This window comes from Enterococcus sp. AMC1086 (assembly GCF_058216575.1).
The window spans coordinates 780,128-802,297 of the sequence record NZ_CM177100.1; the positions used below are offsets into that span (position 1 = coordinate 780,128).

The window sequence follows — 22,170 nt, forward strand, 5'->3', positions numbered from 1 at the left end:
ATTTATTCATTCGTAAATAGCCCAATAAAGAGAGTAGTCATATGAAGTGAGTATTCCATTATTTAATGATAAACTGTAGTAAGGAAATACCTAGGGGGAAAAATTATGAAAAAGAAATTTATTTATTCATTTATATTACTTGCAAGCTTATCCTTGGCTGCCTGTGGCGGAAAAGATAAGACCACTGAAAGTTCAACTTCAACTAAGGAAACTGAAAAAACTAGTCAAACGACTACAATATCTAGTAGCCAAAGCGCAACAAAATCATCCTCGTCAGAAACAAAGACAAGTGAAAGCCAATCTACTATTAAATCAGAAAAAAATACACCAGCAAAACAAGCAGAGGCGGTTTTAAATCAGTTAAATAAAGAGTTTCCAAACGATCAACTACCACAAGCAATCTTAACAAGCCAAACTCCGGAGTATTTGACTGCAGCAACGACAAGTACAGCTGATCAAGGGAATTTTAGACTCTTATATTATGCTGAAAATCGTGCGATCGCGGTCAATGATCTTGCCGTCAACGACTTGCAACCAATCGCTTCTTTCGAAAAAAAATCTTATGATTCAACTACTGCAGCAGCTAATGCGGTCAATCAAATCATTGATAACGGTGGAAGACAGGTTGATTTAGGTTACGGTATTACGGGGTATCAACAAGGAGCTGCAGGTTCTAGTTTCTTATCATGGCAAGAAGGAAATTGGAGTATGGTCGTTAGAGCTTCAAATGTTGGGGGAGAAAAAGCTGAACCTTTAGCTAAAGAAGCTGTAGCTTATTTAGAAACAGCGATGCTCCCAGCACCTCAAAATGTTGGCCAACTATCTTTAACAACAACTACAAGTGATAGTTATCAAAATAATTCAGTTGTTTGGCAAAGAGGAACAACAGTATACACGATTCAACATTTCGATGCACTACAAGCACTTAAAATGACGGTATCAACAAATTGATGATTTGAATAATTGTTTTAAAAGGAAACGAAAGTAAATTCAAGCTAGTTAATAAGAATGTCTACTGACAAAAAAGTAGAATGAAAGTCTTTTACCTACGATTTCTTTAAAGAATAATCGATTTATAATGAAAAAATAAAGCACAATCAGCATTGACGAAACATTCACTCATCTTGTACAATAAGTACAGGATAGAAGTGAAATAATAAAATAAAAAAAGGCACTTCACAGTTTGGTGGCCGCCAAACTACGAAGCCCTGATGAGTCAAGAGACTGACCAATCAAGTTGCCCTCGTCAATGCAAAAGCACTGACATGATTTATTGTACTCAATTTTTAGGAAAATATCTACCCCTAAAAATACGGCTCTTTGTCAACTAATGTTGGTGAAGAAAATCCAAAGAATTAAATCAATTATTGTAAGGCCTAGAGGAAAATACCTCTAGGTTTTTCTATTTGGCTGAAAAAGAACGTTACCAAAGCATAAAGCAATTCTCAATTTAAAGTTATAAAAGTTACGAAACCCATACGCATTTCTCTTTAACACTTTGATATGGTTGTTCAAGCATTCCAATGGGCCATTGGAATAGGATAATTCTAGAGCATGCTTAATTTCATTTTGAACTTTCTTAAAGGTAGAAAAAACTGTTTGGTAATAGACGGGAAGTCCAGAACAATCTTGTTCTAATAGCGAGTGGAATCTTGTGTAGTCTCGTGTTTGTACCGCATAAAGAACGTTCTGATAACAGGTGTAACCAGATTTTAACTCCTCATCATATGCAAGGAGTCGATCAACGAGTTCTGTTTCTGTTAAATAGGTGCGGAAAGAAGGACGCCATTGGCGTTTTTCAAAATCGAGCTTCGATTGGTTCTTTTGAAGAAGTTTCCAGTACTTCTTCAAGTGTCGATATTTTTTTGCCTCTACAGTTCCTTTCTGGAGAAACAGATTCATTCGTTGAATGCGGTGTTTTAAAAAGGTTCGTCCAATGTGTTGGACAATGTGAAAGCGATCGAGAATAATCTGAGCCATAGGAAACAATTTTTTGACGAGAGAAAAATAAGGAGCGTACATATCACAAACGATATATTTTACACGTTCACGAACAGACAAAGAGAATCGTGAAAAATAACGTTGTAAAAAGGACAATTGACGGTTTTCAATGACATCAATTAACTGCTTTGTTTGACCATCCATCATGATAAAACTCATAGAAGCAGCGACCTGTTTAACCGATTTAAATTCATCAAAACAAAGGACTTCAGGCAAGGTCAGGCGATTGATTTTTTTCGGTTCATAAAATTGTTTCAAGACGCGATAGACAGAAGAAACAGAGACCTTCTTTTGACGCGCAATCTCACTCATAGACGTGACCTTTCTTAATCGATCGGCAATGGATAGCTTCACTTTCTTAGAAATCGAACACCCTTTTTGGATCAGACTTGTTTCAGCGACGAACGTTCTTTCACAGGAATAACAGAAGAAACGGCGTTTCTTCAAGCGTAAATACGTTTGATACTCAGACACATCGTTCATTAAAATAAGACAAGTCGTATAGCCCCAACGAATAATCTTTCCTTTTTCTTTCTCTCCACAATGAAGACAGGAGTGGGCTAAATAGTCTAATGTACCAGAAAATACCTGACAAATTCGTCCCTTAATGCGTTCTTTTTCTAAAGAATTTTCAGTAAAAGTAATGTTTAAGTCTAGAATATCTAAGGTATTTTTGATAAGATTGGTGTAAGACATCTTGATTTCCTCCTTTTAATTGGTTTTAGTCGACTTAATTCTAAAGGATATCGGGATGTCTTTTCTATTATTTTGCATTAAAAAAAGATGCCGGTGATTTCTCACCAACATCAGAAAGTATAGAGCCAAAAATACAGGAGAGGATGAACATGCCAGCGTTTACTTATTGAACGATACAACGGTATTGGAAGTAATTCTGATACCGTTTTTTATTTTTTTACTTCTATCTCTTATTGTAGATATCCTTGTCAATTTTGTAGACTCGTTTAAGACAAGTCTCAATTAACGAATTAGGGTATATTGAATAAAGTTTACCACTATAGGTTTTGATTTATCTTTTGGGGAAGAAAATCAAACGATTGAAGAAATGTGCTCATTAAATCAGAATAAACTCTTTTTTGCCTATAGTGGTAGCTTTAAACATAAGTATATGAGTATGTCGTATACTTTAAACTTATTATAATATAAGGGTTACTTCGGACGCAATTGAAAAGCTGTCAAAAATATAAAAAAGCCGAAACCTTAGTATACTTACCGACTCATCTTGGTATACTAAGGTTTTTCTCGTATTATTATTATTGTGTGATACTGCTTTTTTCAGGTTGAGAATGAGCTAAACGACTAGCTGCAGCTGCTGCGATAGCACCGACAATGTCATCTAAAAACGTATGAACTTGCGGTCCTTCATGAGAATTCAATCTGGCCAAAATACCAGGTTTTACTTTATCAATATAGCCGTAATTTGTAAAACCGATTGAACCATAAACATTTACGATCGAAAGTGCCAAAACTTCGTCAATACCATAAAGTCCCTCATCTTTTTCTAAAATCTCTTGTAAAGGATGAAGCAATTTTTTTTCTTCAGCTAAAATATCTAATTGAATACCCGTAATAATCGTATTATGAACCTCACGTTTTGATAAAACACTGTCAACGTGTTCAATACAAGTGGCAAGATCAAGATACTCCATGTATGGCTTTTGTAAAAATAAAACTAGTTCTGCTAAATCGTTCATTTCAACACCACGATCTTTCAGTAATTGACGAGCCTCTTTCTCTAACGTTTTACCTTCTATTACCAAAATAAAAAACCTCCAATGCGTCATTTTTAAATTTAGAATATATCAATGGTATACTATCTAAAGATAAAAATGCAAGGAGAAGATCAATGAATCCACTAATAGAATGTTGTGAACAAAATTTAGCTAAAGGCGGAGAATTGTTGTTAAGCGATCCGTTTATTGAAGAAAATGGTGATGTGATTTCTTATTCTTGTATGAATGAGTGTGATCTTTGTGCGCAAACATTCTTTGTTTTATTTGAAGGAGAACGAATTACAGGTGCCACACCAGAAGATCTAGTTGTTAATGTCAAGAAAGCTATTTTGCTTTGGCAAGAAGAAATGGGAAACTGATCCCTAAAAAAAGCTAGGAACAAAAAGCGTTTAACTTCGAGAAATAAGAGGAAATTTTTGTGAATTTCAACTTATTTCCGAAGGAGTTGCTTTTGCTCCTAGCCTTTTTTAGCTAAACGATGTTAGCTACTATCTATTAAAACTTATTCGCTTCTTTTCCTTCAAATAAACTAGTACTATGCATCGGCTGAGTTCTTGTATCTGGTTTAATAAAGTGTAAGGCATTGTTGACGGCTGTAGGTGCTTCACCAAATCCTGTTGCGATTAGTTTTACTTTTCCGTCATAATTACAAATATCGCCAACGGCATAAACACCGGGAATGTTTGTAGACATATCCGAATTGACTTCGATTGCGTTTCGACTTACGTCTAATCCCCAGTCTTTTAAGTGACTCAAAGATGAAGTAAACCCATAATTGATGATCAAAGAATCCAAAGTCAGCTTTTCAAAATTATCTGCTTTTGTTTCTTTCAATTGTATGCCTTTGAATGAATTATCCTCTACCAATAATTGATCGATAATATAAGGTGTGTAGATAGATACTTCAGAGTTTTTTAAATTATCCACACTATGTTCATGTCCGCGAAAATCGGGACGACGATGGATGATCGAAACTTCTTCAGCAATTGGTTCTAACATCAAAGCCCAATCGATTGCAGAATCGCCGCCGCCTGCTATTGCAACTTTTTTTCCAGAAAATTTGTTCATATCTGTAACATAATAATGAACGTGATTCCCTTCAAGCTCTGCAGCACCATCAATGGTTAGACGTCTAGGCTGAAATGAACCATTTCCGATAGCGAAGATGACTGCTTTAGAATAATGAATACCTTTTGAGGTTTCGATACGTAAGTAACCATCTTCTTGAACTAAATTCTTCACTTCTTCTTCCAGACATGTTTCATGTGCGAAAGGAGCAATTTGCTTTTCTAAATTTTCAATTAGCTCGCTGGCTTTAATTGCAGGAAAACCGGGAACATCATAAATATATTTCTCAGGATATAGGGTTGATAATTGTCCGCCGAGTTGGGGTAAACTATCAATAATTTTTGTTTTCGCCTTACGGATCCCTGCATAAAAAGCAGCGAAAAGACCGACAGGACCTGCACCGACTATGGTTAGATCATAAATGTTTTTTGAATCAGACATCAAAATTTCCTCCAGTTTCTATAATAAAAAAGTTTTCATCTATATGAAATGAAACCAAAAATGTAGTATATCGTTTTTCACAAAATAGCACTTGTAACAGAAAAAAGCAAGTAAGAGTTTGTGAAAAAAGCTTATCTTTAAAGAGTAGCAAAGATATTAGAATTTTCAAGTGAAGTTGTTTATGATATTATAAGTAAGTAAAAATTAACGAGGAGGAAATAACGATGTCAGAATTTCCACAATTAGATTTAGCAAATGCAAAAGGTCCTAAAGCCTTGATAAAAACGAACCGCGGAGACATTATGGTTCAACTTTTTCCAGAACATGCACCAAAAACAGTTGAAAACTTTGTTCAATTAGCGAAAAAAGGATATTACGATGGCGTAATTTTTCACCGTGTAATTCCAGATTTCATGATCCAAGGGGGAGATCCCACAGGAACAGGTATGGGTGGTGAAAGTATTTACGGTGAGAAATTCGAAGATGAATTTTCTAAAGATGTCTTTAATTTACGTGGCGCACTATCGATGGCAAATGCTGGGCCAAATACGAATGGAAGTCAGTTCTTTATCGTAAACAACCAAAATGTACCAGCCAATATGTTTGGTCAATTAGAAGGTGCTGGTTTTCCAACAGAAGTGATCGAAGCTTATAAAAAAGGTGGAACACCTTGGTTAGATTTCCGTCATACGGTTTTTGGTCATGTAGTAGAAGGTATGGATGTAGTGGATGAAATCGGTGGAGTACAAAGAGATTCTCAAGATCGTCCGACATTTGATGTAGTCATTGATAAAATAGAAATTAATGAATAAGAATTTTGTGACTGACTAAAAAAGGCCAAGACAAAAGCGTTTAGCTCCGGAAAATAAGAAGGAGCTGCTTTTGTCTCGCCTTTTATTCAGATAGAAGCCCTGAAACAAAACTGATTTTTAGTTTTGTCTCGGGCTCTTTTTATAATTATTCAAAAGAACGTTTTATTCTAAGGAGGCCTTCTAATAGTGTTTCTTTTGGACAAGCTACATTCAAGCGCATATGTTGTGTACCGTTAGGGCCAAAGCTGATTCCTGGATTTAGAACAACTTTCCCTTTGTGTATGAGTTGATTTTGTAGCTGTGCATCAGTCAATTTAAAAGCAGAAAAATCTAGCCAAATCAAATAAGTTCCTTCCGGGTGCATCATTTTGACAGTGGGAAGTTCAGCTTTTAAGAATTCACTAACCGTATCGATGTTTCCTTTTAGATAAACGAGCAAATCTTCCAACCACTTATCACCATACTGGTAAGCAGCTTCTGTTCCCACATAGCCAAAAATATTGATTTCATTCTGGAAATTTCGTTCCTGTGCCGTAACAAATTGTTTCCGCAAATCAGGATTTTCAATAAAAATCATTGAATTTTTAATGCCAGCTAGGTTGAATGTTTTTGTTGCTGCCGTTAAAGTGATAGAGAAATCTTTGAATGTCGGATGAACATTCATAAAAGTTGTAAAGACATGAGGTGCGAAGATCAAATCTTGGTGTATCTCGTCACTAATGACAAGAATATCGTATTTTGCACATAATTTACCAAAAGCCTCTAATTCAATTTTTGTCCAGACACGTCCTCCTGGATTGTGAGGATTACAAAGAATAAAAAGGCGAATATTTTCAGCAATAATCTGCTTTTCCATTCCTTCAAGATCCATAATAAAATGCTCGTGATCCGTTAATAATTGACTGCGGACAAGTTTGCGATCATTTTGTTCAACAACTTTGGCAAACGGAGGATAAACAGGATCATGAATCAAAATAGCATCACCAGGTTCAGTATAAGCTTGAATAGCTAAAGAGAGGCTAGGCACAACACCGCTATTGAACAGAATTGCTTCTTTACTGATTGAATAATCATGGTGTCTCTGCTGCCAATTTTGAATTGTTTTATATAATGAATCAGGAGCAGGTGAGTAACCCAAAATACCTTTCTCAGCTGTTTTCCTTAATGCATCTAGCACGGGTGTGTTTGCTTTGAAATCCATGTCTGCTATCCACAAAGGTAACAAGTCATCTTCTCCATAAGTATCTTTAATGGAATCCCATTTAGAGCAATTCGTATTACGACGATTATAGACTGTATCAAATTCTACCATTCAGCTCTTCCTTTCTATTGATAAATCTTTTTACTTAAACAACTCTTAATTATAGTATAATGGAGTTTGAATGAAATATGAACAAAAAGAGCTAAAATAATATAAATCGTAGAAATAAATTCATGCACTTTTTAATGGAACATGATATCATTTTAAATGAGAAAAATTTATGAGTTGGGAATAATGAAAAGAGGATAATAATATGGAATACAAAATAGGGATGATCCTTGATGGAACAATTACCGGTCTTCAGCCTTATGGTGCTTTTGTTTCGCTAAGCGATACTGTCCAAGGATTGATACACGTTTCAGAAGTGCAAGCAGGATATACTAAAAACATTCATAGTCTATTAACAGTTGGACAAAAAGTTCAAGTTCAAGTAATTGATATCGATGAGTATTCAAAAAAAATCAGCCTGTCTTTGAGAACTTTAGAACCCCAAGTGCAACAACCGAATCATCGACGTAAAAAGTATTTCACGAATAAAAATAAAAAAATTGGGTTTGAATCGTTAGAAAAAGAGCTCCCTGTCTGGACTGATGAGGCAATGGATGCACTGCTTGAGAAATAATTCTGTTTTTTTTCAGAAAATATGGTACAATTTCCGTAGTTTCTGAAAACAAAAATTAATTGAGGTGGATGTTTTGTCTAACAAAAAAGTCGCTGGTACGATTATGCTGAACTTAAATGATGGTTCTAAGAAGTTTCTGGTTCATCCAGTTGGTGAGTCAATGGCGTTTGTTACAACAAAAGTTTCTGAAGAAATGACAGGATTAGCAAGTATGTTGCAAGTTTTCAAAGAAGAAATTCAACTAGATGTAACGTCAATTAATTTAGTTGAGTTAACAAATGCTCATACAGACGCAGAAAATATGCCCTTATTTGTGTTTGAAATGAATGAAGATCATGCAGTCCCAACGATTGATGATAGATATGTATGGGAAAAACCATCTGAATTAAAAAACTTATTAGCTTCTTATGATATTGAAGGAGTACCGATGTTTTAAAACGAAACAGATACATAAAAATAAAAGGAATTTGCTAGTGAGCGCCTTTTATTCCAACTTTAAAAAGCCTAGCAAAACTGAATACTAGTTTTGCTAGGCTTTTTTCCACTATAGTATTAGGAGATAATGACTATGAAATTAAAACAAGCATCAATAGAAGAAATGCAATTAGCAATGTCTTTATTAAAGGAAAGTGCTGAGTGGCTAAAAGAGTCAGGTAGCAGTCAATGGTCGGACGTTTTACAAGGGGAAGATAGACATGGATTAGCAGACGCTGTTGCAAAGGGAGAAGTCTATTTCTTCTATAATAAGAATCAATTAATAGGAATGACAGCTGCTTGGGTAAAACCGACAGATTGGGATAAACTACTTTGGGAAAACATTGGATTCGATCAAATAGCCTGCTATCTTCATCGTGTAATCATTCGTCCTTCATACAGAGGAAAAGATTACGGACAAGAATTATTAAGTGCTTTAAAAGTAAAATTTAGGAATGAAGTATCGGAGTTACGATTAGATTGTTTAGCTAGTAATCAGAAGTTAATACGCTTCTATACAGGAAATGAATTCATAAACGTCGGAAGTTCTAAAGATTCTAATGGAAATAAATTCGAACTATTTTCATACATGTATAAAAAACAATCGTGATTAAACGATATTTTAACAGAAATAAAGCTGTGAAATTGAATTAACATCTTAAAGGCGAAAATAGGATTTATAAGCGAAAAAAAGTGGAAAATATTTTTTGTTTTTTTCAAAAAAAATGGTTGACCAATAAAGAAAAACTTGTTATATTATATCTTGTCGCAAGGCACTGATGAAATACGCCAAACGATAAAAATAGAATAACATTTCAAGTTTATAAAAACTTGAAAAATCAGGAAGAAAGTTGTTGACAAATAACAAACGACCTGATAAACTAATGAAGTTGTCGCGAAACATTCGATAACATCAAGCAGAGAAAACTTTGAAACTTTTTTAAAAAAAGTGTTGACATCGAATCGAAGATTTGATATGATATAAAAGTTGCTGCGAGGTAACACAGTAGACCTTTGAAAACTGAACAAAGTAAGACGAACCAAATGTGTAGGTTGTTTTTACAACGGTAAAAACAAACAACAATTTTTAACAAAGCGAAGCAATATGCTAGCAACCAAATGAGCTTAACAATCTTCGGATTGTGTTCAACTTTTATTATGAGAGTTTGATCCTGGCTCAGGACGAACGCTGGCGGCGTGCCTAATACATGCAAGTCGAACGCTTCTTTTCTACCGAGTGCTTGCACTCACTTGAAAAGAGGAGTGGCGGACGGGTGAGTAACACGTGGGTAACCTACCCATCAGAGGGGGATAACACTTGGAAACAGGTGCTAATACCGCATAATAGTCGACACCGCATGGTGCTGACTTGAAAGACGCTTTCGGGTGTCACTGATGGATGGACCCGCGGTGCATTAGCTAGTTGGTGAGGTAACGGCTCACCAAGGCCATGATGCATAGCCGACCTGAGAGGGTGATCGGCCACACTGGGACTGAGACACGGCCCAGACTCCTACGGGAGGCAGCAGTAGGGAATCTTCGGCAATGGACGAAAGTCTGACCGAGCAACGCCGCGTGAGTGAAGAAGGTTTTCGGATCGTAAAACTCTGTTGTTAGAGAAGAACAAGTAGGAGAGTAACTGCTCTTACCTTGACGGTATCTAACCAGAAAGCCACGGCTAACTACGTGCCAGCAGCCGCGGTAATACGTAGGTGGCAAGCGTTGTCCGGATTTATTGGGCGTAAAGCGAGCGCAGGCGGTTTCTTAAGTCTGATGTGAAAGCCCCCGGCTCAACCGGGGAGGGTCATTGGAAACTGGGAGACTTGAGTGCAGAAGAGGAGAGTGGAATTCCATGTGTAGCGGTGAAATGCGTAGATATATGGAGGAACACCAGTGGCGAAGGCGACTCTCTGGTCTGTAACTGACGCTGAGGCTCGAAAGCGTGGGGAGCAAACAGGATTAGATACCCTGGTAGTCCACGCCGTAAACGATGAGTGCTAAGTGTTGGAGGGTTTCCGCCCTTCAGTGCTGCAGCTAACGCATTAAGCACTCCGCCTGGGGAGTACGACCGCAAGGTTGAAACTCAAAGGAATTGACGGGGGCCCGCACAAGCGGTGGAGCATGTGGTTTAATTCGAAGCAACGCGAAGAACCTTACCAGGTCTTGACATCCTTTGACCACTCTAGAGATAGAGCTTTCCCTTCGGGGACAAAGTGACAGGTGGTGCATGGTTGTCGTCAGCTCGTGTCGTGAGATGTTGGGTTAAGTCCCGCAACGAGCGCAACCCTTATTGTTAGTTGCCATCATTCAGTTGGGCACTCTAGCGAGACTGCCGGTGACAAACCGGAGGAAGGTGGGGATGACGTCAAATCATCATGCCCCTTATGACCTGGGCTACACACGTGCTACAATGGGAAGTACAACGAGTCGCTAGGCCGCGAGGTCATGCAAATCTCTTAAAGCTTCTCTCAGTTCGGATTGTAGGCTGCAACTCGCCTACATGAAGCCGGAATCGCTAGTAATCGCGGATCAGCACGCCGCGGTGAATACGTTCCCGGGCCTTGTACACACCGCCCGTCACACCACGAAAGTTTGTAACACCCGAAGTCGGTGAGGTAACCCTTGTGGAGCCAGCCGCCTAAGGTGGGATAGATGATTGGGGTGAAGTCGTAACAAGGTAGCCGTATCGGAAGGTGCGGCTGGATCACCTCCTTTCTAAGGAATATTACGGAAACTTATACATTCGTCGACACTTTGTTCAGTTTTGAGAGGTTTACTCTTAAATTAATATGTACCACGGGGCCTTAGCTCAGATGGGAGAGCGCCTGCTTTGCACGCAGGAGGTCAGCGGTTCGATCCCGCTAGGCTCCATTAGTAACCAATGGGTTACTAAATTATTGTTCATTGAAAACTGGATATTGAAGTATAAAAGTAATCAAAACAAACCGAGAACACCGCGTTGAATGAGTTTTTTAATTAAAATAGTTCGAAGCTTATTTTATTGGTCACGCCTCTATCGCTAGAGAAACGAGCCAAACAAAACCGATCGTAAGATCGTAAGGTTAAGTGAATAAGGGCGCACGGTGGATGCCTTGGCATTAGGAGCCGATGAAGGACGGGACTAACACCGATATGCTTTGGGGAGCTGTAAGTGAGCTATGATCCAGAGATTTCCGAATGGGGAAACCCAGCATCTTTTATAGGATGTTACTATTCAGTGAATACATAGCTGGATAGAGGTAGACGCAGAGAACTGAAACATCTAAGTACCTGCAGGAAGAGAAAGAAAATTCGATTCCCTGAGTAGCGGCGAGCGAAACGGGAAAAGCCCAAACCAACAAGCTTGCTTGTTGGGGTTGTAGGACTCCGATGTGGTAGTCTGTCAAGATAGTCGAAGAACCTGGAAAGGTTCGCCAAAGTGGGTAATAGCCCCGTAGACGAAATGTTGGCAACACCTAGGAGGATCCTGAGTACGGCGGAACACGAGAAATTCCGTCGGAATCCGCGGGGACCATCCCGCAAGGCTAAATACTCCCTAATGACCGATAGTGAACCAGTACCGTGAGGGAAAGGTGAAAAGCACCCCGGAAGGGGAGTGAAATAGATCCTGAAACCGTGTGCCTACAACAAGTCAAAGCCCGTTAATGGGTGATGGCGTGCCTTTTGTAGAATGAACCGGCGAGTTACGATTGCATGCGAGGTTAAGGTGAAGAGCCGGAGCCGCAGCGAAAGCGAGTCTGAATAGGGCGAATGAGTATGTAGTCGTAGACCCGAAACCATGTGATCTACCCATGGCCAGGTTGAAGGTGTGGTAAAACGCACTGGAGGACCGAACCCACGTACGTTGAAAAGTGCGGGGATGAGCTGTGGGTAGCGGAGAAATTCCAAACGAACTTGGAGATAGCTGGTTCTCTCCGAAATAGCTTTAGGGCTAGCGTCGAAGTTAAGAATGATGGAGGTAGAGCACTGTTTGGACTAGGGGCCCATCTCGGGTTACCGAATTCAGATAAACTCCGAATGCCATTCATTCATATTCGGCAGTCAGACTGCGAGTGATAAGATCCGTAGTCGAAAGGGAAACAGCCCAGACCACCAGCTAAGGTCCCAAAATATATGTTAAGTGGAAAAGGATGTGGGGTTGCACAGACAACTAGGATGTTGGCTCAGAAGCAGCCACCATTTAAAGAGTGCGTAATAGCTCACTAGTCGAGTGACCCTGCGCCGAAAATGTACCGGGGCTAAACATATTACCGAAGCTGTGGATCACACCTCTGGTGTGATGGTAGGAGAGCGTTCTAAGGGCGTTGAAGGTCGATCGTGAGGACGGCTGGAGCGCTTAGAAGTGAGAATGCCGGTATGAGTAGCGAAAGACGGGTGAGAATCCCGTCCACCGTATGACTAAGGTTTCCTGGGGAAGGCTCGTCCGCCCAGGGTTAGTCGGGACCTAAGCCGAGGCCGATAGGCGTAGGCGATGGACAACAGGTTGATATTCCTGTACCAGTTGTTTTTGTTTGAGCAATGGAGGGACGCAGGAGGCTAAGGAATGCATGCGACTGGAAGTGCATGTCCAAGCAGTAAGTCTTGAGTAGAGTCAAATGCTTTACTCTATACGGACAAGCTGTGATGGGGAGGGAAATAATAGTACCGAAGTTCCTGATGTCACACTGTCAAGAAAAGCTTCTAGTGAGAAAACAACTGCCCGTACCGTAAACCGACACAGGTAGTCGAGGAGAGTATCCTAAGGTGAGCGAGCGAACTCTCGTTAAGGAACTCGGCAAAATGACCCCGTAACTTCGGGAGAAGGGGTGCTGACTTCGGTCAGCCGCAGTGAATAGGCCCAAGCGACTGTTTATCAAAAACACAGGTCTCTGCAAAATCGAAAGATGAAGTATAGGGGCTGACGCCTGCCCGGTGCTGGAAGGTTAAGAGGATGGGTTAGCTTCGGCGAAGCTCAGAATTGAAGCCCCAGTAAACGGCGGCCGTAACTATAACGGTCCTAAGGTAGCGAAATTCCTTGTCGGGTAAGTTCCGACCCGCACGAAAGGCGTAACGATTTGGGCACTGTCTCAACGAGAGACTCGGTGAAATTTTAGTACCTGTGAAGATGCAGGTTACCCGCGACAGGACGGAAAGACCCCATGGAGCTTTACTGTAGCTTGATATTGAGTGTTTGTACCACATGTACAGGATAGGTAGGAGCCGATGAATCCGGAACGCTAGTTTCGGTGGAGGCGCTGGTGGGATACTACCCTTGTGTTATGAACCCTCTAACCCGCACCACTTATCGTGGTGGGAGACAGTGTCAGGTGGGCAGTTTGACTGGGGCGGTCGCCTCCTAAAGAGTAACGGAGGCGCCCAAAGGTTCCCTCAGAATGGTTGGAAATCATTCGCAGAGTGTAAAGGCAGAAGGGAGCTTGACTGCGAGACTTACAAGTCGAGCAGGGACGAAAGTCGGGCTTAGTGATCCGGTGGTTCCGCATGGAAGGGCCATCGCTCAACGGATAAAAGCTACCCTGGGGATAACAGGCTTATCTCCCCCAAGAGTCCACATCGACGGGGAGGTTTGGCACCTCGATGTCGGCTCGTCGCATCCTGGGGCTGTAGTCGGTCCCAAGGGTTGGGCTGTTCGCCCATTAAAGCGGCACGCGAGCTGGGTTCAGAACGTCGTGAGACAGTTCGGTCCCTATCCGTCGCGGGCGTTGGAAATTTGAGAGGAGCTGTCCTTAGTACGAGAGGACCGGGATGGACTTACCGCTGGTGTACCAGTTGTTCTGCCAAGGGCATTGCTGGGTAGCTATGTAGGGAAGGGATAAACGCTGAAAGCATCTAAGTGTGAAGCCCACCTCAAGATGAGATTTCCCATTTCTTTAAGAAAGTAAGACCCCTGAGAGATGATCAGGTAGATAGGTTGGAAGTGGAAGTGCAGTGATGTACGGAGCGGACCAATACTAATCGGTCGAGGACTTAACCAAAGAAACGAAATAAAAAAGTATATCGGACTGTTTGATTACAACTTCAATCCAGTTTTGAGTGAATAATCACTCAATTGAATAGCAACAACACCCAGTGTGGTGGCGATAGCGAGAAGGATACACCTGTTCCCATGCCGAACACAGAAGTTAAGCTTCTTAGCGCCGATTGTAGTGAAGGGTTTCCCTTTGTGAGAGTAGGACGTCGCCACGCTGATTATTCCGGCATAGCTCAGTTGGTAGTAGCGCATGACTGTTAATCATGATGTCGTAGGTTCGAGTCCTACTGCCGGAGTTAAAAAACGAAAACTGAATAAGTTTTCGTTTTTTTTTACTTTTATAGTAAAATAAATTTTATTATTTGATAGAATGAGTAAAAGATGAAATAATGATAGTAAGAGGTAAAATTGATTATCTCCATCTAACAGTTTTGTCATGTGAAGAATCTATTTTATCGGAAAACACCTGTATGAAGCTATTCTTTGATATAATAAATGTAAGTGTTATTGAACTAGGACTTTAGTTTGAGTAATGAATATTTAATTTATGTTATAATAATTTAAAGAAGTTAGGAGGGGCAGTGTGAAGGTTTTATTATATTTTGAAGGCGAAAAAATATTAGCGAAGTCTGGAATAGGGCGAGCATTAGACCATCAGAAACGAGCGCTCTCTGAAGTTGGAATAGAGTATACACTAGATGCTGATTGTACTGATTATGACATTTTACATATTAATACTTATGGAATCAACAGCCATAGTATGGTAAATAAGGCAAAAAAATTGGGTAAAAAAGTTATTTATCATGCACATTCGACTGAAGAAGATTTTAGAAATTCATTCATTGGGTCAAACCAACTATCTCCTTTAGTCAAAAAATACTTAGTCAGTTTATATTCTAAGGCAGATTATTTAATTACACCCACACCTTATTCTAAGGAGTTATTAGAAGGATATGGAATAACTGTTCCCATCGCTTCAATTTCAAATGGGATTGACTTGAATCGGTTTGAGCGTTCTGAAGAAAAAGAAGAAAAATTTAGAAAGTATTTTAAAATAGAAGGAAACCAAAAAGTTATTATTTGTGTAGGCTTGTATTTTGAAAGAAAGGGAATCGTTGATTTTGTTGAAATAGCTAGAAAATTTCCTGAATACCGTTTTATCTGGTTTGGGCACACTCCAATGTATTCTATCCCAAGAGCGATTAGAGCAATAGTTAAAGAAGAACATCCTAAAAATGTTGAGTTTCCTGGCTATATTAAAGGGGACATCATTGAAGGCGCATATTCAGCAGCAGATCTCTTTTTCTTTCCTTCATATGAGGAAACAGAGGGAATTGTAATTTTGGAGGCATTAGCTAGTGAACAACAAGTTTTAGTAAGGGATATTCCTGTATATAATGGTTGGCTTGAAGATCGAGTAAATTGTTATAAAGGGAAAACAAATGAAGATTTTGCCTATTTAATAGACGCACTTGTTGAGAGAAAAATAGAAAATACATGCCAAGCGGGTTATACTGTAGCAAAAGAAAAGAGTATTGAACGGATTGGGCATGAACTAAAAAAAGTGTATAAGAAAGTTCTAGATAGCTAATTTTTAAAGAAAACTGAGTAAATAAAGTTGAAAAATTAGAATTAATGGAGGGGAACAAAGTGAAATTTGGTTTCTTTACAGATACATATTTTCCCCAAGTTAGTGGGGTTGCAACATCTATTAAGACACTTAAAGATGAATTGGAACAAAAAGGACATGAAGTTTATATTTTTACAACTACTGATCCAAATGCAAAAGAGTTTGAAGAAGATGTTATTCGAATGCCCAGTGTTCCGTTTGTGTCATTCAAGGATCGAAGAATTGTTGTACGGGGTATGTGGTATGCTTACCTGATTGCTAAAGAATTAGAGTTAGATTTGATTCATACACATACAGAATTTGGTGCAGGTTTATTAGGTAAAATGGTAGGGAAAAAACTTAAAGTACCTGTTATTCATACCTATCACACTATGTACGAGGATTATTTACATTATATCGCAAAGGGAAAAGTTGTCCGTCCAACACATGTGAAGTATTTTTCTCGTTTCTTTGCGAACCACACAACGGGTGTGGTTTGTCCGAGTGAAAGAGTGATTGATAAATTAAAAGATTATGGCGTAACATCTACGATGAGAATCATCCCAACTGGAATCGACATTGAAAAATTTGAAAGACCTGATATTACGGAAGAAATGAAAAGTGCACTTCGTGAAGAATTAGGTTTGACGGATGATAATATGATGTTGCTATCGTTGAGCCGTATTTCTTATGAAAAAAATATTCAAGCAATCGTAAGTGGCTTACCTGCTATTTTTGAACGTTTTCCGAATGCTCGTTTCGTCGTTGTCGGTGATGGTCCTTATGTTGAGAAACTTCGTTGTTTAGGTGAAGAATTAGAGATAGGCGATAAGATTCAATTTGTTGGGGAAGTACCAAATGATCAGGTAGCCATTTATTATAAGGCTGCAGATTACTTTGTCAGTGCTTCAACTTCAGAAACACAGGGATTGACGTATACTGAGGCTATGGCGTCAGGCGTTCCTTGTGTGGTTGAGGGAAATGCTTATTTGAATAACTTATTTGATCATGAAAGCTTAGGACGGACGTTTAAAACGGATGCCGATTTTGCGCCAACCTTTATTGAGTATGTTGAATCGGGTATCAAAGCTAATGACGTTGTTCTAAAAGAAAAGCTTTATGAAATATCAGCAACTCATTTTGGTAACGTAATGCTTGAATTTTATGAGGACATGATTAAATATTACGAGCAACTTACTTTAGAAAAAGAGGCTGCAGCTTCTATTGAACGAATCAAAGTCAAATTTACGTCGTTAAGAAAATAAATGTTAAAACTTCTAGTCTTGGTTTATACTAAGACTAGAAGTTTTTTTATTACAAACAATAGGGGGATTATGAGTATGACAGAAATTGGATTCATCGGAACAGGAGTCATGGGTGCTGCAATTGTCAGAAATATGATGAAACAAGGATTGAAAGTAAATGTTTATAATCGAACTAAAAGTAAAACAGATGATTTAGTGAATGAAGGAGCGACTTGGCAAAATACTCCTGCAGCAATCACTGCAAGTAGTGATATTATTTTTACAATGGTAGGTTTCCCAAAAGATGTTGAGACAATCTATTTCGATAAAAATGGTATTTTTTCACAAGATATTAAAGATAAGATACTTGTTGATTTAACGACAAGTACACCAACATTGGCTAAAAAAATAGCTATAAAGGCGAATGAATTAGGCGGAGTTGCATTAGATGCGCCTGTATCAGGAGGTGATCTGGGTGCTAAAAATGGTACATTGACAATCATGGTGGGTGGAGATCAATCGGCTTATGATAAAGTGTTGCCTATATTTAAAACATTCGGTAAAACTTTTACGTTACATGGTACTTCTGGTAAAGGGCAACATACAAAAATGGCAAATCAAATTATGATTGCAGGAACCATGACGGGTATGACTGAGATGATGGTTTACGCAAATAAAGCTGGATTGAATTTAGAAAAGGTCATCGAAACGTTATCCGGTGGAAGTGCTGCTAACTGGTCATTAAGCAACTATAGTGTAAGAATTTTAAAAGAAAACTACTCTCCAGGTTTTTTTGTTAAACATTTTATAAAAGATTTAAAGATCGCCTTAGATGAAGCTGAGAAAATGGACCTTGAGCTGCCGTCAACGAAATTAGCTACAGAATTGTATGAAAAGCTTGCTAATAAAGGATTTGAGAACGATGGAACCCAAGCATTAATCAAACTTTGGTGGGCGGATGGAAAGAAGCCTGTGGTCAAAGATTAAAGAACAGCAAAAAAATTAAAAAAAATGACGAAAAGTCATGCAAGAAAGTCAATGTTTTGATACAATGATACAGAACTAGTTTTTAAAGGGAGGCCCATTTATGAAACATTCACAACTTGTGGCGATTATCAAGCGACTTGAAGCGATGACTGAAGCAACAGACAATGAAATTCAAGTACGTCGTTTTGAACGCGAAGGTGCAGAAAAATGCATCGTAAACTATGATAAATCAACTGAAACATTTGAATTGACAGAGACTGATTCTCAACAAAGTTATCAATTTGATAATATTGATATTGTTGCGATGGAAATTTATGATTTAATTCAATAATTAGTAAATTTCAGTGAGTAGGTAACAAAATCAATGATAATAATCAAAAATTCTGTGGCGTACAATTTTGTACGCCACAGGATTTTTTTATTTGTGTAGTTGACAATAAATCAAAATTTATTTTAATCTTTCTATTTTTTGTGCATTAGCATCAACAAAAATTAATAGATATTTTAATTTTTAGTGATTTTATGTAATCATAAAGTGAAGTAAGACCTATTAAAACTCTCTTGTGTGTTGGTTTTCTATTAATAAAAATGCTAAGATTTTCTTTAAGCCTCTTTTTCAAATTTTATTTGTTATTTGGAATAATAAGTACTGTGATTTTATTATTCCTTATATAACTAAATTTAATAAGTTGATAGATAATCAAATTTCTGATATGATTTCAACCTAGAACTTTTGCAGTAGAATAATTCTTTACTAGTATTTTCAAAGATGTGATCGTGTTAATTTTATTAAGAATAAAAAAGTTTGATTTCCAAAACAAATTTAGTATGAATGAATTCTGTAATAACGACCATTTAATGATTTAAAATTAATAAAAACAATTAAATTGAAATTATCTTTTCAATACTTAATAGCTGATTTTTTGCATTTTTTGATTAAGAAAAATTAAAAATCGAATATTTTACTTGCAATCCTTTTTTATTTACGATATAGTTTGAACATCAAATGATTTGATAATCAAACTATATGGATGGTGCACACAAATGGAACCTAATTTAGAAACAGTCAACGATTATCTTGTCAGTGTCTTTAACGATATTTTGACTATTGAAGAATCTGAATTGAAGAAATCGCAATTCAATGACTTATCCATTACTGAAATGCACACGATCGAAGCAATTGGAATGTATAAGAAAAAAACATCTTCAGAAGTTGCAAAAGAATTGTCGATCACTGTTGGAACATTGACCGTAGCGATTAATAATCTTGTAAAAAAAGGTTATGTTGAACGTATACGAAGTGAAGATGATCGTCGAGTAGTCAAGTTAGGTTTGACCAAAAAAGGAAAGCTACTTTTTCGTGTTCATCAGCACTTCCATAAAGAAATGGTCAAGAAAATTTTGAATGGGATGGACAAAGTAGAAGAACAAGCTTTATTAAAAGCATTGAAAAATCTTCATGATTTCCTAAAGGAATATAAGTAAAAGTGAGGACTAAAATGAACCAATATGCAAAAATAACTTGTACCAGCCGCTATGTTCCTGAAAATTCAGTATCTAACGATCAACTTTCAACGATGATGGATACTTCTGATGAGTGGATTTCTAGTCGAACAGGCATACATTCAAGAAATATTGTCACGAATGAAAATACTTCAAATTTATGTATTAAAGTAGCTGAAAAACTATTAGAAAAATCTGGAAAAAAAGCAGAAGATTTAGATTTTATTCTTGTTGCAACAATGACACCAGATTATGGTACGCCTTCAGTTGCTTGTCTTGTTCAAGGGAGCATTTCAGCTACTCAGGCTTTTGCTTTTGATATCAGCGCTGCTTGTACTGGTTTTGTCTATGCATTAAGTATGGGTGAGAAATTGATTCGTACAGGGAAAAAATTAGGTATGGTCATCGGTGGTGAAACGTTATCTAAAGTTCTTGATTGGAACGATCGCAGTTCGGCTGTATTATTTGGTGATGGAGCAGCGGGTGTATTATTGGAGACAAGTAATGAAGAACATTTTCTAAACGAAAAACTACAAGCTGATGGTCAAAGAGCAAAATCATTAACTTCTGGTTATTTGGAAAATAAGAGTCCCTTTTATACTGGGGTATCTGAAAGTTCTGGTTATCTGCAAATGGTAGGTAGAGATATTTATGATTTTTCATTGAATGATGTAACAAACAACCTTCGTGAAATTATGGAAGAAGATGTGGATTATTTACTATTACATCAAGCAAATAAACGCATTATCGAAAAAATATCGAAAAAACTCAAAGTTCCAAGAGAAAAATTTCTCACAAATATGGAACATAACGGTAACACCTCGGCTGCAAGCATTCCGTTATTACTGGATGAATCAGTGGAAAAAGGATTACTTCAACTAGGCTCCAAACAAAAAATTGTGTTGACAGGTTACGGCGGCGGTTTAACGTGGGGTTCTATCCTCTTGACGCTGTAAAACTGTGACTATATAAACTAAAAAAAGAAAATTATTGGAGGAATATACACATGGTATTCGAAAAAATTCAAGCAATTATTGTAGAAGAATTAGGTAAAGAACCTGAGGAAGTAAAATTAACAACAAACATTCAAGAAGAATTAGATGCGGATAGCTTAGACCTATTCCAAATTATCAATGAAATCGAAGATGCTTTCGATATAAAAATTGAATCTGAAGATGGTATCACTACTGTTCAAGATTTAGTAACATACGTAGAAAAACAAAAAGCATAATAATCAAAGCGATTAGGTCAATTAAAAAGTTGGATGAGCAAGGCTCTGTGCGATTCTCAACAATTGCTGAAGAGCCTGGCTTTTTCACACCGCTCGTTGGAATTAGAATAGCTGGTACTGAACTTATAGAGTTTTGTTCCAGCTCTTTTTTGATTAATTATTCTATAGTTTGAAGGATGTAAATTATGCAGTCAAAGATATGTGAACTGATTGGAATTAAATACCCTATTTTTCAAGGCGGTATGGCTTGGATTGCAGATGCTTCCTTAGCTGGGGCAGTTTCTAAAGCAGGAGGCCTAGGGATCATCGCAGGTGGTAATGCCCCAAAAGAAGTTGTTAAAGCTGAGATCAAAAAGATCAAAGAAATCACTGATAAACCATTTGGTGTAAATATCATGCTGCTTTCGCCATTTGCACAAGATATCGTGGATTTAGTTTGTGAAGAAAGTGTACCTGTCGTTACAACTGGTGCAGGAAATCCAAGCAAATATATGACTCGTTTTAAAGAACATAATATTAAAGTAATTCCAGTGATTCCTTCTGTTGCATTAGGTAATCGTATGGAGAAAATTGGCGCAGATGCCGTAATTGTCGAAGGAATGGAAGCTGGGGGACATATTGGTAAACTAACAACAATGAGTATTGTACCTCAAGTTGTAGATGCACTAACGATTCCTGTGATCGCTGCCGGAGGGATTGGTGATGGTCGTGGAATGGCAGCGGCTTTAATGTTGGGTGCAGACGCTGTTCAAGTCGGCACACGCTTTCTAGTAGCAAAAGAATGTACAGTACATGAAAATTATAAAACCAGAATCATCAAAGCACGAGATGTGGATACGACAGTTACCTGTCAACATTTTGGTCATCCAGTGCGGGCAATCAAAAATAAGTTGACCAATGAATATGATCGACTAGAAAAAATCGAATTGAAAAAAACTGAACCAAATCTTGTACAGTTTGATGAATTAGGACAAGGGGCTTTACGCAAGGCAGTTGTTGATGGTGATGTAGATCATGGATCGATTATGGCTGGACAAATTGCAGGACTTATAAAAAAAGAAGAAACAGCAAAAGAAATTATTGAATCTTATATCAGTGAAACAAAAGAAATTATGTCGGCTGAATATCGCCGATGGTTAAAATAGAAAATCTAGTTGTAATAACTTATCAATATATATAGGTTTATTGGACAAGCACT

Annotated in this window: 18 protein-coding genes, 2 tRNA genes and 3 rRNA genes; 19 read left to right on the plus strand and 4 right to left on the minus strand. The window is 38.0% G+C overall.

The features are described from left to right. Positions 1–105 precede the first annotated feature (105 nt). Positions 106–951 carry a hypothetical protein gene (locus tag AC4BC4_RS03710; RefSeq protein ID WP_490476815.1) on the plus strand — a complete coding sequence of 282 codons (846 nt, stop codon included), beginning with the start codon at positions 106–108 and terminating at the stop codon, positions 949–951. Between the two features lie 441 nt (positions 952–1,392). Here AC4BC4_RS03710 and AC4BC4_RS03715 read toward each other — a convergent pair whose 3' ends face one another. Both AC4BC4_RS03715 and AC4BC4_RS03720 read right to left on the minus strand, forming a co-directional pair. Further along, entirely contained in the window at positions 1,393–2,697 is a 1,305-nt protein-coding gene (locus tag AC4BC4_RS03715; RefSeq protein ID WP_438755906.1) for an ISL3 family transposase, read from the minus strand. 575 nt (positions 2,698–3,272) lie between these two features. Beyond that, positions 3,273–3,779: a phosphatidylglycerophosphatase A family protein gene (locus tag AC4BC4_RS03720; protein ID WP_490476816.1), complete on the minus strand. Its 507-nt coding sequence runs from the start codon at positions 3,777–3,779 to the stop codon at positions 3,273–3,275. Positions 3,780–3,865: 86 nt separating this feature from the next. Here AC4BC4_RS03720 and AC4BC4_RS03725 point away from each other — a divergent pair, with 86 nt between their 5' ends. Further along, on the plus strand, positions 3,866–4,111 hold the full coding sequence (locus AC4BC4_RS03725; protein WP_490476817.1) for a DUF1450 domain-containing protein: 246 nt from the start codon (positions 3,866–3,868) through the stop codon (positions 4,109–4,111). A gap of 136 nt (positions 4,112–4,247) precedes the next feature. Here the strand turns inward: AC4BC4_RS03725 and AC4BC4_RS03730 are convergent, their stop codons facing one another. Beyond that, a complete protein-coding gene (locus AC4BC4_RS03730) occupies positions 4,248–5,261 on the minus strand; it encodes an NAD(P)/FAD-dependent oxidoreductase (RefSeq protein WP_438757141.1) in 1,014 nt (337 codons plus the stop codon). Positions 5,262–5,485: 224 nt separating this feature from the next. Between AC4BC4_RS03730 and AC4BC4_RS03735 the strand changes: the two genes are divergently transcribed. Continuing rightward, positions 5,486–6,073, plus strand: coding sequence for a peptidylprolyl isomerase (locus tag AC4BC4_RS03735; protein WP_438757140.1), 588 nt, complete (start codon positions 5,486–5,488; stop codon positions 6,071–6,073). A 145-nt stretch (positions 6,074–6,218) separates the two neighbouring features. On the opposite strand, the gene AC4BC4_RS03740 is transcribed toward AC4BC4_RS03735, so the two are convergent. Next, on the minus strand, positions 6,219–7,385 hold the full coding sequence (locus AC4BC4_RS03740) for a MalY/PatB family protein (protein WP_490476818.1): 1,167 nt from the start codon (positions 7,383–7,385) through the stop codon (positions 6,219–6,221). Positions 7,386–7,587: 202 nt separating this feature from the next. Here AC4BC4_RS03740 and AC4BC4_RS03745 point away from each other — a divergent pair, with 202 nt between their 5' ends. The 16 genes from AC4BC4_RS03745 (at position 7,588) to fabK (ending at position 22,117) form a co-directional block, all read left to right on the plus strand. Beyond that, entirely contained in the window at positions 7,588–7,956 is a 369-nt protein-coding gene (locus AC4BC4_RS03745; RefSeq protein WP_438757138.1) for a CvfD/Ygs/GSP13 family RNA-binding post-transcriptional regulator, read from the plus strand. Positions 7,957–8,020: 64 nt separating this feature from the next. Further along, positions 8,021–8,392 (plus strand): hypothetical protein, encoded by a 372-nt coding sequence (locus AC4BC4_RS03750; protein ID WP_438757137.1) that lies wholly within the window; start codon positions 8,021–8,023, stop codon positions 8,390–8,392. Between the two features lie 132 nt (positions 8,393–8,524). Next, positions 8,525–9,040: a GNAT family N-acetyltransferase gene (locus AC4BC4_RS03755; protein WP_490476819.1), complete on the plus strand. Its 516-nt coding sequence runs from the start codon at positions 8,525–8,527 to the stop codon at positions 9,038–9,040. Between the two features lie 544 nt (positions 9,041–9,584). Continuing rightward, positions 9,585–11,145: ribosomal RNA gene (locus AC4BC4_RS03760) — 16S ribosomal RNA — on the plus strand. A gap of 83 nt (positions 11,146–11,228) precedes the next feature. Beyond that, a tRNA-Ala gene (locus tag AC4BC4_RS03765) sits at positions 11,229–11,301 on the plus strand. Between the two features lie 189 nt (positions 11,302–11,490). Next, positions 11,491–14,402, plus strand: a 23S ribosomal RNA gene (locus tag AC4BC4_RS03770). 95 nt (positions 14,403–14,497) lie between these two features. Then, a 5S ribosomal RNA gene (gene rrf, locus AC4BC4_RS03775) occupies positions 14,498–14,613 on the plus strand. Together the 16S, 23S and 5S rRNA genes with 2 tRNA genes alongside form the textbook arrangement of a ribosomal RNA operon. 7 nt (positions 14,614–14,620) lie before the next feature. Next, positions 14,621–14,694: transfer RNA gene (locus tag AC4BC4_RS03780), tRNA-Asn, on the plus strand. A 287-nt stretch (positions 14,695–14,981) separates the two neighbouring features. Continuing rightward, the gene (locus AC4BC4_RS03785) at positions 14,982–15,989 is read left to right on the plus strand and encodes an LTA glycolipid anchor biosynthesis glycosyltransferase, IagA/BgsA family (protein WP_490476820.1); all 1,008 of its coding nucleotides are present in this window, start codon (positions 14,982–14,984) and stop codon (positions 15,987–15,989) included. A 59-nt stretch (positions 15,990–16,048) separates the two neighbouring features. Further along, complete coding sequence (locus AC4BC4_RS03790) at positions 16,049–17,272, plus strand: glycosyltransferase family 4 protein (protein ID WP_490476821.1); 1,224 nt, start codon at positions 16,049–16,051, stop codon at positions 17,270–17,272. Positions 17,273–17,347: 75 nt separating this feature from the next. Further along, positions 17,348–18,238 (plus strand): NAD(P)-dependent oxidoreductase, encoded by an 891-nt coding sequence (locus AC4BC4_RS03795; RefSeq protein WP_438757133.1) that lies wholly within the window; start codon positions 17,348–17,350, stop codon positions 18,236–18,238. A 100-nt stretch (positions 18,239–18,338) separates the two neighbouring features. Next, on the plus strand, positions 18,339–18,569 hold the full coding sequence (locus tag AC4BC4_RS03800) for a YkuJ family protein (RefSeq protein WP_010773374.1): 231 nt from the start codon (positions 18,339–18,341) through the stop codon (positions 18,567–18,569). 713 nt (positions 18,570–19,282) lie between these two features. Beyond that, a complete protein-coding gene (fabT, locus tag AC4BC4_RS03805; protein WP_490476822.1) occupies positions 19,283–19,723 on the plus strand; it encodes a fatty acid biosynthesis transcriptional regulator FabT in 441 nt (146 codons plus the stop codon). A gap of 14 nt (positions 19,724–19,737) precedes the next feature. After that, a complete protein-coding gene (locus tag AC4BC4_RS03810) occupies positions 19,738–20,697 on the plus strand; it encodes a beta-ketoacyl-ACP synthase III (protein ID WP_490476823.1) in 960 nt (319 codons plus the stop codon). Between the two features lie 50 nt (positions 20,698–20,747). Next, on the plus strand, positions 20,748–20,972 hold the full coding sequence (locus AC4BC4_RS03815) for an acyl carrier protein (RefSeq protein WP_010760445.1): 225 nt from the start codon (positions 20,748–20,750) through the stop codon (positions 20,970–20,972). Between the two features lie 185 nt (positions 20,973–21,157). After that, positions 21,158–22,117, plus strand: a complete 960-nt coding sequence (gene fabK / locus AC4BC4_RS03820) for an enoyl-[acyl-carrier-protein] reductase FabK (protein ID WP_490476824.1) — start codon at positions 21,158–21,160, stop codon at positions 22,115–22,117. Positions 22,118–22,170: the final 53 nt, after the last annotated feature.

Coding starts and splice junctions, on each gene's coding strand:
- AC4BC4_RS03710 (WP_490476815.1), top strand. CDS start 106: ATGAAAAAGAAATTTATTTATTCATTTATATTACTTGCAAGCTTATCC.
- AC4BC4_RS03715 (WP_438755906.1), bottom strand. CDS start 2,697: ATGTCTTACACCAATCTTATCAAAAATACCTTAGATATTCTAGACTTA.
- AC4BC4_RS03725 (WP_490476817.1), top strand. CDS start 3,866: ATGAATCCACTAATAGAATGTTGTGAACAAAATTTAGCTAAAGGCGGA.
- AC4BC4_RS03730 (WP_438757141.1), bottom strand. CDS start 5,261: ATGTCTGATTCAAAAAACATTTATGATCTAACCATAGTCGGTGCAGGT.
- AC4BC4_RS03735 (WP_438757140.1), top strand. CDS start 5,486: ATGTCAGAATTTCCACAATTAGATTTAGCAAATGCAAAAGGTCCTAAA.
- AC4BC4_RS03740 (WP_490476818.1), bottom strand. CDS start 7,385: ATGGTAGAATTTGATACAGTCTATAATCGTCGTAATACGAATTGCTCT.
- AC4BC4_RS03745 (WP_438757138.1), top strand. CDS start 7,588: ATGGAATACAAAATAGGGATGATCCTTGATGGAACAATTACCGGTCTT.
- AC4BC4_RS03755 (WP_490476819.1), top strand. CDS start 8,525: ATGAAATTAAAACAAGCATCAATAGAAGAAATGCAATTAGCAATGTCT.
- AC4BC4_RS03795 (WP_438757133.1), top strand. CDS start 17,348: ATGACAGAAATTGGATTCATCGGAACAGGAGTCATGGGTGCTGCAATT.
- AC4BC4_RS03800 (WP_010773374.1), top strand. CDS start 18,339: ATGAAACATTCACAACTTGTGGCGATTATCAAGCGACTTGAAGCGATG.
- fabT (WP_490476822.1), top strand. CDS start 19,283: ATGGAACCTAATTTAGAAACAGTCAACGATTATCTTGTCAGTGTCTTT.
- AC4BC4_RS03810 (WP_490476823.1), top strand. CDS start 19,738: ATGAACCAATATGCAAAAATAACTTGTACCAGCCGCTATGTTCCTGAA.
- AC4BC4_RS03815 (WP_010760445.1), top strand. CDS start 20,748: ATGGTATTCGAAAAAATTCAAGCAATTATTGTAGAAGAATTAGGTAAA.
- fabK (WP_490476824.1), top strand. CDS start 21,158: ATGCAGTCAAAGATATGTGAACTGATTGGAATTAAATACCCTATTTTT.